This window comes from Leclercia sp. Marseille-Q4284, assembly GCF_916618945.1.
Taxonomy (GTDB): Bacteria; Pseudomonadota; Gammaproteobacteria; order Enterobacterales; family Enterobacteriaceae; genus Enterobacter; species Enterobacter tamurae.
Window position 1 is genome coordinate 52,552 of the sequence record NZ_CAKAKG010000003.1, and the last position, 15,516, is coordinate 68,067.

The following is a 15,516-nucleotide window of genomic DNA, read 5'->3' on the forward strand; positions in this document are numbered from 1 at the left end:
TATATCATTTTAGCATCAGGCTTCCATGCTCAGTGATCGAGACTATGGACTGCATTTATGAGATCAACAGGGATGCGAAATCAAATAGATATCTAATAGAATGCTGAGTTGTAGCCTTAAGCGAGAACTGGAAATGAAATTAACAGAAAATCGGGTAGATACACTCATCGATACCCTGAACGACCTGATCTGCGATGAGCAAAGCATTACTCGCGAACAGCGAGAAAATTTAATTAAAACGGTTGCCACACTGGGTGGGCTTAAGGAGCGACTACGGCTCATTTCTGCGGAGAAAGAAGCCAGACAGATCGCTAAAAACGAGAAGGTAAAGAAACCGCGCGAACCGGACCTGGTGTTTCCCCGTACTGGAAAGCCGTGGCTGCCAGAAGATCTCGATGTTATCCATTCCATTATCGACGATATACCTGATGACAGAATTGATGATCACATCCTGTGGCTTTCAAAACAGCAAGGGCGCACCCCCTATGCTGTCGCACTGAAGATTGTTGGTGTAGGAAGAATGGATGATGAGTGGGCGAAAGCCTGGAAACCCGCGGCAAAATCGCTTCGAGAAGATTATGCAAAGCTTCATCCTGCTCAATCTTCGGATATCAGCCAGGAATAATCGGTTTTAGGTTGAGATGTATATTAAGTTATTTTGCAGCAGCATGTTTTATAATTATAAAAATCTTTCCATGCAAAATATGGTAAAATAATAAGCAATTGCACTCCTTAATCTAAATATATCAATATATTTGCCGATATATGTAGTAAGGAAGGGAGTGTTATGAACGATTTTCATATTTTAAATATCTGTATTCAGAATAAGGATGTGGCAGGTGCAATGCGCGTGCTGCGTGATAAATCAGAATTTGCGGTGCGCAAGATTCTGGAGAAACTAAAGGTCAGGGTCACATCGCAAACTGGCAGGGCATTCTGGCATTATGTTCAGGGCTGGCTGTTAACCGCGTGTCGCCAGGGGAATATACAGCATGAATCATTCAGTATCCAACGTTCTTCCCAGTATCCGGAACGCGTGCCAGCTCAGTCCCGCTGCTCTCGATATGGTCAAGCTCCTCGCACTTCTGGCCATGATTATCGACCACACCAATACGGTGTTTCTGTCGCCAGCCTGGCCGATGATGTATGCGCTTGGCCGGATGGCCTTCCCCCTGTTCACGCTTATATGGGCGATGAACGTACAGCGCACCCCGGAACGACTTCAGAAGAGAGCCAATCGGTTGTGGATCTGGGCAATCATTACGCAGCCGGTGTTCAGCCTGGCCTTCCTGCATCACCAGCCCTGGTGGGCCCTGAACATTCTGTTCGTATTTGCCGGCGTCACGCAGCTGCTTGCCCTGCAGTACCGGCACGGCCGGAAAGGAATGCTTGCGGGATATCTGATCCTGGCCCTAATGATTTGGCCACTGGAGCCGGAAAGCTACGGGCTGGCAGGAATTACGCTGGCCATCAGTATGGCAACCTTATCAGGCAGTGGCATGCCCGGAGGGAAGCGAATGGCGGTCGCTGGCGTCGTGCTGTCACTGATTTGTTTAAACGGGTTGTCGCATATCCTGAACCTGCCCGCAGAAACATTATTACTGGCCACGCTGCCTACTCTGGTATTCCCCCTGGTGGTGGTTTCTTTCTGCAGGGAAATCTGTCCGGAAGGCCGCCAGCGTTTCATGCCGCGTAATTTCTTTTACTATGCTTACGCTGGTCACCTGGGGATTATTGTTCTGATACAGTATACTTTCGCCTGATTAGGGAGGACGTAATGGCTATCAGTGAGAAAGACCTGCTTGACGCAGGTTTCAGCAAGAGCGAAGTGGATAACTTACAGGGCCGACTTGCAGCAGGCGGAGGCACCATGCAGCATCTCATTGAAGCGCTCTCACGGCGCTTCCGGGTGTCGGCATGGATCACGGTCGCGCTGGTTCTGGTTATGCTGGTCACCCTCATCGCCGGCAGCCGGACACACATTCTTTCCGGGGGCATGAGTTCCCTTGTCGTCCTTATCATTGCCTGGGTGACCTTTCCACCTGCGCTGGGCTGGAAAGCTTTCCGCCTGCAGAAAACTATTTCCCGGAAGGCTCAATAGTCAGCAAATCAAGCGCCACTTTGGCTTTAACCCCCCATCCCGCAATTTTAAGCGCCATCGCGGGACGTGGCGTGCTGGATACTTTCCTGAAAAAATCGGGCCTGGTCCAGTACCACAGCCGTTGTGCTTCGGGTTTCAGCCTCAGGCCATACGCACCGTAGGCTTCACTGAAAAGTGTGACCGTCTTATAGGTTCCCAGACCCTGCTGCCGGCTGAATCCCAGAAATTCAGCGATCTCCATCGAGCCGTCAGCGAAAATACCTTCCGTCTGCTTATCTCCGAGGAAGTTGTGCGCGGCTTCCCGTGAAATCGTATTGAATCCATTTACGACAATCACCGCGCCGGCCACCACGCCCACCGGCGTCATCGAAGACATCATGACGATCCCACCAAAAATGGCCGTACCGGCCACCACGACGTCGACCGCAGAAATGATGTAGCCCACAATTTTGTTCTCGTCCCGGACAACCTTCACCTCGGCATAGAGTTTTGCATAGCCGGTTTTGAGCGATCGGGACTGCTCCAGCAGGCTGGCATTTTCAGCCCGTAAGGCCCGCAGACAGGCCATACAGTCATCATCCGTTTTTGCCCGGCGCGCGGCTTTAAACTGGGTCATGATGAATGCTCTGATCTCATCCACAAATTGAATCCGGATAAAACCATCCTGAAGGTGCATGGCCGCCACCGTGTTGGCCGTATTCACCAGCTTCCGGGCCTCCAGGTTGATCATGGTTTCCGCCCAGGCACGGGGATTCTGGCCGGGTAAAAGCAACGTGTCCATTTTATCGCCTCGCTTATCTGTTTCTGAAAGCATATTCCCGAAACGATTTTTGACAACAAAAAATGGGCATGCAGTCCTGCAGAACTCACCGATGCCGCATCGCGGCATGGAGGCGCCAGCTGAGGCCAGACAGGGCGAGAATGTTGATGGGCGCCGTGACCGGCGTAAGCCGCTGCGGTTTGAAAGGTTCTGCCTGTCCCATCCCTTACCCTGCAAAGCCATATCCGTTAACCGCCACGCCTGATTGTGATGTGCGCGGTCGGAGTGAGCACGTCGAGGCCAGAGGCCGCTGACGGGCTGTATCTCCGCGTTAGCGCCGTGAGGCGCTTACGAGCGTGTACAGTGAACTTACCGCGACTCAAACTGCAGCGGCTCTGATTTCTAGTTACAACATCCCTCTTAAAGCGAGGGTGTTCCGGCCCTTCGGGCCGGGGCGGCGTCGGTTTAGCAGGGGTCAGGTATGTATGCGGTGCCGGGTTCTGGCCAGAAAGGGGCCCGGTGCCTGCGACGGGAGGTACTTTTAATTTCCTTCTGAGCGCGCGGCCGTGAGGCCGCTGCATGCGAAGGCATTTTACGTTATCCACAGAGTGGCCGAAGACAAAGATCTACTCTGGAATGTAATGAACAGAGAGATAAAAAAGGTGAAGTAAGACTGTTTTGCGGAATGTCTTTTATTCATTTCCGGGTAACTTCACTTATTCGTTTGCGGATTTCTGTGTAAAAAAAAAGAGACAGTGGCCACTGCGGGCCATAACGACCGGCAGAACGTCATGGTGACCGGAAGAAGAAAGGAGTGAAGGATGAAAAATGAGCAGAACGGCCGAAAAAAACCAGCACGAAAAGCCCCGGTGAGGGGCCTGTAAACAGGAAGACTGTTGTGTCGTCTGTGACTAGTCCGGTGGAGAAAGCGCCAGATCCAGCTGGTAAAGATGCTGGATGGCCAGAGCCTTCAGGCGCTCGGATGTGCACCAGTACGCTTCGTCAGGCGGCAGGGTGCGATAAATCCATTCAGACATTGCATGGAGTCGTTCATCTGCCGGCAGCTTAATCAGGTTGTTGGCACGTTTACGCTCCGCGCCTTTTTTGCGGCGGTAGACGAGTGCCTCCTGACGCTTACGGCCAGACCAGCATTTCCGCGCAGAGTGGGGCTGAACATCATCATGTTCGCTCATCACCCCTTCCCGGATCAGCTGCTCACGCTCGGCGCTCTGGCGGAGCTTCTTCTCCTGCTCTTTAAACAGCTTGTCCATATCGACGCCCAGCATCTGGAATCCAACGGGGGTGATATAAACATACGTTGGCAGCCAGGAGCGGGATTCACGATCCCAGGTGCGTTCTTCCGCAAGGCCCAGAACGCCAAACCGTACCTGTTCCTCAATAAGCCGTGAAAGGCGTGACACCGTCACCTCCGTTTCTGGAATGACATTGCCTTTTGCGTCCTTTGCACTGAGCTCTTTTGCCAGACGGGTGATACACATGCCAACGGTATGCTTGCCGGCATCACAGAAGCTGATGAGCACTGGCCAGAGCGCATCGAGCAGGCGCTGACGTTCCGGACGGAAGCCATATTTACGTCCCGCCTTACGGCGGCCAGCGACATAGAGAGGGTGACGAGAAACATGCATGCGCAGGCTGACCTGCCCGGTTTCTTTGTCTTTTTTCACCAGGCGATTGTAGGCATGACCGAGCTGTCCGGAGAGCTTTTTATAATGCTCCGGGCGATACCAGGCCGGGTTCTCACATTTGGCTTTTGTGGAATGCTCACCGCGTTTGCGGCGGGTCAGTTTTTTAACCGGTGCAATGAGGAAATTACCCTGAGTGCCGGCATCGATATCCTGCCAGAAACGGGTTAGCTCATCTTTCGGTAGATCTGACCAGTGAACAGAAATCTGATTGTCATTCACGGCGGCCTGTTCTTATGGCGGCCGGGTGTTGTTTTCTATGGTGCATGCGTTATAATCCTTCACAGGCAACGCGCCTGCTTTTGGACCCCCTGATATCTGACTCTTCCGCCAAGTTGATGACAGATTTCGGGGGGTTTGTGCATTCAGACTCCGGGAAATCCCGTTACCTGTTCCTGAACGTTTTACTGGACACGTCCTGTCCCTGTTTGTTTCCGGAAGTCCGCATTTCTTCCGTAAAACCATCTTCTGCCACCCGTCTGCCTCACCACAAAGCAGTCAAACCGTCAGTTTGAGCTAGGTCACAAAAGTAATCTGAATCAACAATCTGTCCCACCACAAGACGATCGCTGACGATCCGAATACTACCTTCTCGTCAGTAATTTTTCCAGATGTTAGACCAGATAACCACCTGTAGTTAGCATGATAGTTATCCGTAAGGGACTTTTGATCGGCAGCTCTCACCGAATTAGTCAGTTGATTGGGTTTGATTAGGTAAGCTTGGATAGGGAAGAGAAAGAGCGTTTTTAGTGGGGGCCTGAGGATTACAGGTATCTCTTGGCGGGGTTGTATAGCATTTGCTATCCACTATCCTTGTGATATGCTTGTAAAGCAATTGCTATACAAGGAACGCACTCATGAAATCAGATGTTCAGCTCAATCTCAGAGCCAAAGAATCTCAAAGAGCACTCATCGATGCTGCTGCAGAGATCCTTCATAAATCACGCACAGACTTCATTCTGGAAACGGCATGCCAGGCTGCGGAGAATGTGATCCTCGATCGACGCGTATTCAATTTTAACGATGAGCAGTATGCTGAGTTTATCGAGATACTCGATGCACCAGTTTCGAACGACGCAGCCATTGATAAACTCCTGGCAAGGAAACCTCAGTGGGACGTGTAACCGCACCGGAGCCGTTATCCAGCTCCCATCAACTTGCTGAATTCGTCAGTGGTGAGACTGTACTTGATGACTGGCTTAAACAGAGAGGATTAAAAAATCAGGCTCTCGGGGCCGCACGAACATTCGTTGTCTGTAAAACAGGCACCAGAGAGGTTGCCGGTTTTTACTCTCTGGCCACCGGCAGCGTTAACCATGTTGAAGCTACGGGAAGTCTCAGGCGCAATATGCCAGATCCAATCCCCGTAATTATTCTTGCTCGCCTGGCTGTCGATGTCTCGTTCCGCAGGCAAGGGCTGGGTGCTGATTTACTGCACGATGCAGTATTGCGCTGTTATCGGGTGGCTGAAAATATAGGTGTGCGCGCAATCATGGTTCATGCTCTGACAGAAGAAGCCAAAGGTTTTTATCTTCATCATGGTTTTAAGTCATCGCAAACCCAAGAACGGACTTTGTTCCTCAAACTTCCATAATCGTTGATAAAGAAAATGGGGCTCAATTCATTCATAAGCAATTGATTTTAAATAGTTTATTTCATGAATTTAACATAATCTTTGTTATGCGAAGTTATGTTGTAGTAGCTAAATTGAGATGTCCATCTGACCGACACACCTTTCCGCGCTACAGTCTCATCACAATGATCACTACATTCAAAGTGATGAAACTCGCTCAGGAAAAATAATACGCAGGCCAGTGTCGAGATGGCTGGTCTTAGTTCTGTCGTACCATGATTAACTGGAATAAAAATAGCGAAATTAGTAGCTATCGGCTCTCCAGCTATCATCCCACTCAGAAGATGCGATGAAGTAATCATCATCTGAACGTTCATAATTATTTATAAGCTCATTCAAATGGCGACGCTCTTTCTCAGGTCTGAATTTTACCATTTCACGTAATGTAATCAAGGCTGGCTTTATATTAGTGTATTTCAATGTAAACTCTTCCAACAAAATAGAGAATTCACAGCATTGAGCATAAAGACACAGGGCACCTCGCCACCAATCATTTTTTAAGTAATGAATAATTTCTATTGACCTATTCTGCATTAGTTCTAATGACGCTAAGTGTTCTTGGTACCTTAGATGACCAAAAGAAAATGTTTCAGATATTGGGTCGAAAAAGAGTATGTTGCATGGATCTATTAGCTCATTAACTGCTAATAAACACGTTGATTCCTCATAATTAAAACTAGAGTCATTAACTAAAAATGAAGCAAGCTCTTGCTTAGTTGCTGCTCTTAAAGTTTTTGAATGCATAGCGAAAGCAATTTTATGTGATGCTTTTATTAAAATACTTTGTGATAGCTTTGTTCGTTTAATATCTTTGTAGGTATCATAAGAACCACATAACAACTCTAATCTTTTAGTGAAAATTTCACTTTCACTAGATGGGATATCTATTCCTTTTTCAGCTAAATCACACAATAGAGTTGCTAGTAATGGAGTTCTCACTATGTCAGATATTTTTTTTGCCTTTATATTTTTAATTATAACGTCACTTAAAACTGGATTTTTATCTTTAAACCATGCTTGAATGAAACAGTACAGCTGAGTTTCACTGAAAGGCATGAGTGTGATCCCTAAAAAATTAATTTCAGATAGATAACTAACACAATCCCTGCTTGAAATTAGCAACTGAATATTATTAAACTTATTTTTGAAAGAATTTATTGCCTCTATTATTCCAGGGAATTTTACATAAGCCTCATCCAAACCATCAAAAATAACTTTGTTTCTTTTTTTGCTTTGTAAGTGAAGCTCAAGTTTTTCAATGTTCTCCCGAATAGGCTCAAGTGATTTAGAGATCAAAATCATGCTCATTAAAATGTCATAGTTTTTTGATTTTGATTCAATATTCATATCAACTTTATTTAAGAAACGGTTTAAAGGTAAGTATATAACACCTCTATTTCCTTCCTGTTCTAGTTTTCTTGCATACATTTGAAGCGTTGTTGTTTTTCCAGCTCCCGCGCTACCATACACTGCTATATCATGCTGACAATCAAAAAGTCTGAAGGGTGATGTCGATAGGCCGTCTATCACACCCATGCTATCCATAAGAACTTCTTTAGAAAAAACCTTTTCACTTTCCTCAAGCTTGTTTATTAGTATATCTAGAGCATTTAGTGTGGTCTGCGTATCATTAAGAAACCTAAATATATCTATACTGTTATCTCCAGAATTTATTGCTTGTATGTCAAGTTTATATTTTTTGCATCTCTCACTTAACCATGAGTTTATTAGCTCACTATTGAATGCGTACTCTATCTTAGGTTCTTCTTTATACTCACCTTTCAACTTACGTAGTTCAATACTTTGTAAGTTTGAGGCTTTAGCTTTTTTATAACATTCGACTATTTTCGGCAATAAACTTTTCGCATTCTCTTTTGCAAGACTCTGTAGTTTAGTTGTATTTATAAAACTATCAAAAATATCGATAGAATCTTTATGAAAACTTGTTTCTAAGCATTTTTTCAAGATGGTGACGCTATTAATCATGATGCCAAGATTTGCGTTTTCCAATTTATACGTAGTTATATTATTGATGCTCGCTTCTAATTCTGAAATCACTTCCCTAACAAATGAAATGTTTCCAGCCAGCAATTGATTGGCTTGATCTATACCATTTTTAATTTTTCTGTTTTCTTTTGATGTATAAACATTTAACTCATTGTTGTATTTTCTTAGGACCGAATTTGCATCTTGAATTAGAGGTTCGATAGCAGTCAAAGATTTTAATGGGTTGTATACTGTCCTCTCAAACCATTCCCATTTCCCTTGAGTAACCTGAAATTTATCTGGCTTAATAGAAAATCTACTATTTAGCAGTACGTTGCTATCAATTGTGCCCATGAAAAAAGCTAGATCGCTATAACAATCAAGTTCGTGTATTGAATTTTGTTGATTTAAAGCAGACATCAGTTCTACGTTGCAGAGCTGACTAGTATCTTGTGTACTGAATATATCATCTACGGAAAGCAATTTCTCTAACAACGTTGGTCTATGAGTTTTTAACAATTTAATTACTAACGGCCCATCCAATATTTCAACTTTTTTTCCATCTATTTTGAGCATCCCATGTATTTCATTAATCAAACGAAGGCTTATTTGATATGGACTTGCTAAATACACTTGATCAGGAATTACCTCATCTCCATTATGTAATTTAATAGGATTTGTGAAACATTGTCTAAGTTGAAATACAAGCTCTCCGAGAATTGCTTTTTCCGATGTGTTAGCTTCTTCACCAATTTTTTTTGATTGGATGGCGTAACTCATAGTTTTATTAACCGGCACTTCAACAAAGGCTATCAAGTCTTTTCCTGATTCGTAAGGCCCTCCGTAGAAGTCAACACGATAAAAACCCATAGATTCAAATAGTGGTTTTATAAGGTATTTTGTGAAATCGTCTTCCTTCATTTTTTGCATGGCTTTTAAGTAAACCTGCTGACTGGTATCTTCCATATTTATTTACTCAGTAGTTTATGATGTGTTAAATATTATTAATACTAATCATATAGTAAGCGAATGGTCTATCTCTTTGTGTGAGATGTATTAACAATTTCTGTAAAGTTCTACTTATTAAAATGTACCTTTGAAAAAGTAGAATTTCTGCGGTACGCTTTGCGGGGCCATTTCCCCCGATTTTTCACGCAGCGCGCCGGACGTTTTCCGGCCGGACCGGAGCCTGACATGAGCCTTCTATCTGATGACGAACCGGAGCGTAATCTTCTGGCAGGAGCGTTCCCGCTGGATGAAGAATTTCTTCCGGCCCTGTCCGGTCGTGACGCCCCGGTTAATCCGGCCCGGGCCTATCTCCTGTCCCTGAATTCACCCCGCAGCCGGCAGACCATGGCCTCGTTCCTCGGGATCGTCGCCGGGATGCTCGGGGCCGTAAGCGCGGACGCCTGCAGCTGGGGCAGCCTGCGCCGGCATCACGTCATGGCCATTACCGAGCTGCTGCGCGACACCGGCCGGGCCACGGCCACCGTCAACACCTACCTGTCGGCTCTCAAGGGCGTGGCGAAGGAAGCCTGGATGCTCCGGCTGATGGACGTGGAGAGCTTCCAGCACATCCGGGCGGTGCGCAACCTGCGCGGCAGCAGTCTCCCGGCCGGCCGTGCCCTGCTGCCGGAAGAGATCCGGGCTCTGTTTGCGGTATGTGAGGCGGATCGGAGCAGTCTTGGGCCGCGGGACGCGGCCATGCTGGCGGTCATCCTCGGCTGCGGTCTGCGCCGGTCAGAAGCTGTGGGTCTGGATGTCCGTGACGTTGTCACGCAGGAGCAGGCCCTGCGGGTGCTGGGCAAGGGAAACAAAGAGCGGCTGGCCTATATGCCGCACGGAACATGGCAGCGGCTGCAGTTCTGGCTAGAGCAGGTCCGGAGTGAGGCTCCAGGACCGCTGTTCACCCGCATCCGCCGCTTCGACACCCTGACGGATGACCGTCTCACTGACCAGGCCGTGTACCATATCCTGCAGGTACGCCAGCGCCAGGCCGGGATTGAAAAATGCGCCCCCCACGATCTGCGGCGAACCTTTGCCACCGCGATGCTTGATAACGGGGAGGATCTGATCACCATCCGGGACGCGATGGGCCACGCCAGCGTCACCACGACCCAGCAGTACGATCGCCGCGGTGAGCAGCGCCTGCGTGCGGCGCGGGACAGGCTGCTTGTACCCTGATAACTTAACATCCTGTTATCTTGTTAAGTTAACAGGACAGTATTCCGCCAGAACTCGTTCTTCCCGGTGGCTCAGGATCGCCGTTGCCTGCATGTTATCCGCAACCGTCTGCCGGGAGGTCGAAGTGGCACCCGGGCCAGTTACTGGAAAACATCAGGCTGTTTGCCACCTGCCCCCAGATGGCGTTTTGGTTGAGTTAACCGGATATCGCCGGTTGACGGAGTGAGGCTGTTGGCTCGTGCGTTGGTATACGGCTTGGCGAACTCTGAATCAGCCTGGACATATTATGAGGGTAGATGGCTACTCTACAGACGATGAGCAATTTTAAAGTGACGATCTATCAAGAGTAAGTGCCTGACTGATCACTTTGTGGGATGATACACACATGAAAACGGGAGATATTGAGTGAACGTAATACCGATTAAGGGCGATTCCGGATGGACCGCGCTGGAATTCTTTGCGGGTATCGGCCTGGCGCGAGCTGGAATGGAACAGGCAGGTATTCAGACAGTCTGGTCTAACGACTATGACCTGAACAAAAAATCGATGTATGAAGGCCACTGGAAATCTCACGAGCTTTTGTTGGCTGACATTCATACTCTGAAAAGTGACAATCTGCCAGCCGCAGATGTAGCCTGGGCCTCCTCGCCCTGCACAGACCTCAGCCTGGCAGGTAAACGTGTAGGCCTTCGGGGCGGCCGGGAATCATCCGCTTTCTTTGGTTTTACTGATCTGCTTGCTGGGATGAATGAACGCAGACCTGAAGTGATTGTTCTGGAAAATGTCACGGGTCTTGCCTCCTCTCATAACCGAGAAGATTTGCGAGCTGCGGTTAAAGAGTTTAACACGCTAGGTTATGCAGTCGATGCAATCACCCTGGACGCCCGACGTTTTGTGCCACAGTCCCGGCCCCGGCTATTCCTTATAGGAGCAAAGAATCCGATTGATGGCGGCGAACAAGATACGTGCCTGAGGCCGGACTGGCTCTCCTGGTTGCATAAAGACCCTGAAGTACGCACCTTTATGATGCCTTTACCTAAAGCACCCGATTTGCTCAGTCAGGGCTTTACACTGGAAATTGAGACTATACCCGACAGCGATCCTCGGTGGTGGAATGCTGACAAAATCGCCCTTTTTAAAGAATCGATGACAGCGGTTCAGCGTGAAAGATTAGACCACTTTGTTGCACTGGACAGTACAACTGCGCGTACAGCCTATCGCCGGACGCGCAATGGCATTCCCGTATGGGAAATGAGGGCAGAAGATATTTCAGGATGTTTGCGTACAGCGCGAGGCGGCTCCTCCAAACAGGCTGTGGTGATCATGGGTCAGGGTGCGCTAAAAATCCGGTGGATGACAGGGCTTGAGTATGCACGACTGATGGGAGCTGGCTGGTACACGCTGGAAAACTTGCGTGACTCCCAGATCCAATATGGTTTCGGGGATGCCGTTGCGGTTCCTGTTGTTGGCTGGGTGGCCCGGCATATGATCCTTCCACATCTGGAGGCCGCAAAAAAATCACAGGGAAAAAAAGTGAATGAATAAGTTTAGTTACAGCGAAGCATACCTTGCAGCGGCAAAATCCTGGTACGAAGGTGAGCGAGCCAGGAACGGTTCGATAAATACCAACGTCATGAATGCAGGGTTGATTGTTTCACGTATGATGGCTGATGGTATGCCCATTACTGACGAACGACTGTATAGTGAGGGGAAAAGCCAGGTGCGGGGGCTCAGCGGCTCCACCATATCGAAAATTCTGGAACAACATGGCGAAACCCGCATTTTTACTCGTGAAGGGGGACGCACATCCAGGGGAACCATCTTCCTTGCTGCAGCGTTTCGGGATGTGCTGAACAGTACTCAGGTTAATGAAAATGAGCCTGTCGATACAGCACTGGTTGCAAACCAGCTTGAAGCGTTCTTCACACAATGTGTTCGCGTGGACTATTTTGACAAACAGAGAATAACCGTCGACCTGGATTACAACAAGCCTGTCTCCTCGGTGGTAAGCGATATTCTTAAAGCTGCGGCTGAACGTTCTGACAAACCCACCGGTGTGGTCCTCCAGCATCTTATTGGTGCCAAACTTCAGTTACGTTTTCCTGATGTTAAAATTGGCAGTGACAGGGCCAATGCGGCTGATCTGCACACGGATCGTGAGGGTGATTTTCAGGTGGGCACAACTGCATTCCACGTAACCACAGCGCCTATGGAAAAGTTGATATCACGTTGCGTTGAAAACAAGCGTGCAGGTTACAGGCCGGTCATCCTGACCCTTGAAAGCAAGATCATTGCTGCCCGTCAGATGGCTGATAACGTCGGAATGTCTGAGCAGATTTCCGTCCAGGCTGCCGAAACTTTTATAGGTAACAACATTGAAGAGATTGCTATTTATGACGGCGATAAGATCCGAGAAGGTCTCGCAAGGCTTATCCGGACGTACAATGCCCGCATTAATGCCATAGAAATAGATAAATCTCTTATGATCGATGAACCTCGTTGGATCCTTAACATACTCTGACCTGTTTACGAGAGAAAAAAGCGAAACAAGCTCAACGAGCTGCTTTGTTTGCCACCCGCGCTAAAATAACTGACCTCCCCGTACATTAATGCCACGATGTCAGTTAAGTCCGATACCAGGCTTCGTGCCAAAAGCGGAAATTTCTAAGTTCGGTCTACATTAATTTGAAGAGAGCAGGCCAAATGAGCCAAGAACGATTTTCGATAAAGTTCTTATCCTGTATCGCGGTGGTGAGGTAATCCCCCTTTTTGAGCATTGGTGATAAGAAGAATCAGATAAATTAAACTCGCTATAACAAACATACCAGCGATGAAACGATTGATTTGAACGTCTATGCAGGAGAAAGCTCATATACGATGCGCTAGCACCGGCTTTTTCTTATCCTTCATTAATTTCAGCAGCGAGAACCTGCCTTGCAGGTTTCCGGCTTTGGGAACATCGTTACAGTGTTCTGCATATAAATTCTCAACAGCCGCGTTAAAGATTACTCAGTCTTTGCCGATATCACCTTGGTCTTGCTTGTGATGCGTTCAGTGTTCAGCGCTGTTTGCTGTAGCCCTCCGGCCTGATTACAGACCGCCTCTTAAAAGCCCATTCTTACTCTAAAGGGACCTCATGAGATTAAAATACTCAGCACTCTTACTCATCGTTGTCATTACAGGCTGTGATAACAAAAAAGACGTGATCGGTTGTTCCTCTGATATGACCCAGTCAGCTCTTATGGATTTACTAAAAAAATCTGCTTATGAAGGACTCTCTGAACAGGTCGACAAATACCCTGACGTCACTAACCAGACCAAACGAAGCGCTTTGGACAAGATCAAACTGGCCATCTCTGAAATCTCCACAACCTCAAGTGACACGGGCAGCACAATGAAAACCTGCGAAGGGACTGTGACGATGACCCTACCTGCGAACGAATACGCCCAGCTTTCTGATGCTTACAGAAAGAACTTTAACCGTAATCTCGACAAGCAGATGGAAAGCCTGTCTCTGGATAACAACGCAAACGTCTTTTCAAAACGCATTTCCTACACCGCGCAGGCGACCGACGATCAGAAAAACGTTTTTGTAAAAGCCTCAACTGATAATCCGATTTCAGTGGGTGCCGCTGCACTGACATCGCTTTCGATCATCAATCCGATCGTTGAGCAGCAGAAAATTCAGCAGGCTAAGGATGCCCAACAGCGTCAAATTCAAGCGGAACAACAGGCACAACTCAGGGCGCAGCAACAGGCTAAGTATGAGGAGGATCAGCAAATTGAGAGGCAGAAACAGCTTCAGATGCATGAAAAGGCAGCGCAGCAATTTCAGCAAACCAATCCACAACAATCCTACCAGGAGCAAAAAACTGGCAACCTTGATCAGTCCCGAATGGCGTATGCGAATGCCGACTCTGATTTAAATACCGCCTGGAGCACGTTAACGTCGGCGAAGAAAAAAGAGTTACTGCCTTCACAGCGCCAGTGGATTAAAACTAAGGATGCCATGTGCGGCAAAGTTTCAATGCAGGGAACAGATGCTCAAGTCGAGAAAATGGTCGACTGCCAGACTCAAATGACCATTTCAAGGACTAGCTTCCTTATAAATCAATAAGTTACAACCTCACCAAGCTTGTGGCCAGTGTTTAGTTGGCACCAAGCTAATACGGGATAATTTCAGCCGGATGCGCTATTACGATATTCTCAGCCTTCTCCTTTTTGAATAATAATTCTAAATTATTATGTTAGCGGTTACGGAGAGGGCTCGGTTGGGAACAACTCATACTATTCCAGTAGCAGCGCCAACATAACCAACTCAATTTAGAATTGTCCAACTTTTTAACTGCCCGGGGGAGGCTATAAAAATTTTTAAATTATCTCCATCTGCCTAGTTAAAGGAAATATCGGTCTTCGGTAGATATTTCCTATTAAAACGATGTTTATTAGTGCATGTTTTTTAAAAAATTATAACAATGCCTTAATTTCTTGCGCGGTACTATAGCCTCTACTTTTAAGCTCTTGACCAGCAGCACCAGCTTTCAGAGGAGAGCTGCTACGTTCATGAATTACGATCCGAGCGAGTTCTCTGTCACTTTTCATAGGCATCTCTTCTTTATAAGTGTTCATCCGATCACCAGCAGCCTTTCCTTCCTCAAGCGCATATTTTCCTGCGGCCTTAGCGAAGCTACCCGCTTTTTCCCAAAATCCCATATTTCCTCCGATGAGTTAAGCTTGGTAGTTCCAGTTGGTTTTTGAACAGTTTGGGCATGCAATTCTAAAACCACTCAAAGCCCCGGCCAGAACATCACCTTTCGAAAATCCCCTTTGTTCGAACTTTTCTCGTCCAATTTGTCCGATTACCAGGCCAAACATTTTTGAATTGCTTACTTTTTCATCACACGATTTGCATACAAACATTATTATTCCTTATTTGTGTAAGATCCCTATGTAAATCGGCTAAAAATCCTCAAACTTTAGTAGATTCAGATATGAGAAATCATTTTCTAATTTTTGCTAACTTACATATGTGCTTTTGAAATTGCAGCAGTTATCGATTGTTCGGACACGGCACCGGGGATTACCGTGATGTTTTTCGGTGTGGCACCCGTTACTGGCATGATAATGATGCCCGGGGTGCCGGTCAGAC

General features: G+C 47.1%; 13 protein-coding genes. 9 read left to right on the plus strand and 4 right to left on the minus strand.

Annotated elements, in window-relative coordinates; translation table 11 throughout:
• The first annotated feature begins 100 nt into the window (after positions 1-100).
• The 3 genes from LG383_RS22420 to LG383_RS22430 all read left to right on the plus strand — a co-directional run bounded on the left by LG383_RS22420 (position 101) and on the right by LG383_RS22430 (position 2,101).
• Positions 101-625 (plus strand): hypothetical protein, encoded by a 525-nt coding sequence (locus LG383_RS22420; protein WP_015572036.1) that lies wholly within the window; start codon positions 101-103, stop codon positions 623-625.
• Positions 626-992: 367 nt separating this feature from the next.
• The gene (locus LG383_RS22425) at positions 993-1,763 is read left to right on the plus strand and encodes a TraX family protein (protein WP_225760199.1); all 771 of its coding nucleotides are present in this window, start codon (positions 993-995) and stop codon (positions 1,761-1,763) included.
• A gap of 14 nt (positions 1,764-1,777) precedes the next feature.
• Positions 1,778-2,101, plus strand: coding sequence for a hypothetical protein (locus tag LG383_RS22430; protein WP_225760200.1), 324 nt, complete (start codon positions 1,778-1,780; stop codon positions 2,099-2,101).
• Here LG383_RS22430 and LG383_RS22435 read toward each other — a convergent pair.
• Positions 2,079-2,882 carry a DUF4225 domain-containing protein gene (locus tag LG383_RS22435; RefSeq protein WP_225760201.1) on the minus strand — a complete coding sequence of 268 codons (804 nt, stop codon included), beginning with the start codon at positions 2,880-2,882 and terminating at the stop codon, positions 2,079-2,081. The genes LG383_RS22430 and LG383_RS22435 overlap by 23 nt on opposite strands.
• Before the next feature lie 890 nt (positions 2,883-3,772).
• Positions 3,773-4,786, minus strand: a complete 1,014-nt coding sequence (gene repA / locus LG383_RS22440; protein ID WP_225760202.1) for a plasmid replication initiator RepA — start codon at positions 4,784-4,786, stop codon at positions 3,773-3,775.
• A gap of 635 nt (positions 4,787-5,421) precedes the next feature.
• Here repA and LG383_RS22445 point away from each other — a divergent pair.
• Complete coding sequence (locus tag LG383_RS22445) at positions 5,422-5,688, plus strand: DUF1778 domain-containing protein (RefSeq protein ID WP_225760203.1); 267 nt, start codon at positions 5,422-5,424, stop codon at positions 5,686-5,688.
• Complete coding sequence (locus LG383_RS22450) at positions 5,676-6,158, plus strand: GNAT family N-acetyltransferase (RefSeq protein ID WP_225760204.1); 483 nt, start codon at positions 5,676-5,678, stop codon at positions 6,156-6,158. The genes LG383_RS22445 and LG383_RS22450 overlap by 13 nt, the downstream gene beginning before the upstream one ends.
• A gap of 282 nt (positions 6,159-6,440) precedes the next feature.
• Here LG383_RS22450 and LG383_RS22455 read toward each other — a convergent pair whose 3' ends face one another.
• Positions 6,441-9,149: an NACHT domain-containing NTPase gene (locus LG383_RS22455; RefSeq protein ID WP_225760205.1), complete on the minus strand. Its 2,709-nt coding sequence runs from the start codon at positions 9,147-9,149 to the stop codon at positions 6,441-6,443.
• Between the two features lie 228 nt (positions 9,150-9,377).
• On the opposite strand from LG383_RS22455, the gene LG383_RS22460 reads away from it, so the two are divergent.
• The 4 genes from LG383_RS22460 to LG383_RS22475 all read left to right on the plus strand — a co-directional run bounded on the left by LG383_RS22460 (position 9,378) and on the right by LG383_RS22475 (position 14,484).
• Complete coding sequence (locus LG383_RS22460) at positions 9,378-10,367, plus strand: tyrosine-type recombinase/integrase (RefSeq protein ID WP_225760206.1); 990 nt, start codon at positions 9,378-9,380, stop codon at positions 10,365-10,367.
• A gap of 405 nt (positions 10,368-10,772) precedes the next feature.
• Positions 10,773-11,912 (plus strand): DNA cytosine methyltransferase, encoded by a 1,140-nt coding sequence (locus LG383_RS22465; RefSeq protein ID WP_225760207.1) that lies wholly within the window; start codon positions 10,773-10,775, stop codon positions 11,910-11,912.
• The gene (locus tag LG383_RS22470; RefSeq protein WP_225760208.1) at positions 11,905-12,888 is read left to right on the plus strand and encodes a DUF4928 family protein; all 984 of its coding nucleotides are present in this window, start codon (positions 11,905-11,907) and stop codon (positions 12,886-12,888) included. Before LG383_RS22465 ends, LG383_RS22470 begins: the two co-directional genes overlap by 8 nt.
• A 615-nt stretch (positions 12,889-13,503) precedes the next feature.
• Positions 13,504-14,484 carry a lysozyme inhibitor LprI family protein gene (locus LG383_RS22475; protein WP_225760209.1) on the plus strand — a complete coding sequence of 327 codons (981 nt, stop codon included), beginning with the start codon at positions 13,504-13,506 and terminating at the stop codon, positions 14,482-14,484.
• A 350-nt stretch (positions 14,485-14,834) separates the two neighbouring features.
• Here the strand turns inward: LG383_RS22475 and LG383_RS22480 are convergent, their stop codons facing one another.
• Positions 14,835-15,080: a hypothetical protein gene (locus tag LG383_RS22480; protein ID WP_225760210.1), complete on the minus strand. Its 246-nt coding sequence runs from the start codon at positions 15,078-15,080 to the stop codon at positions 14,835-14,837.
• Between the last annotated feature and the right edge of the window lie 436 nt (positions 15,081-15,516).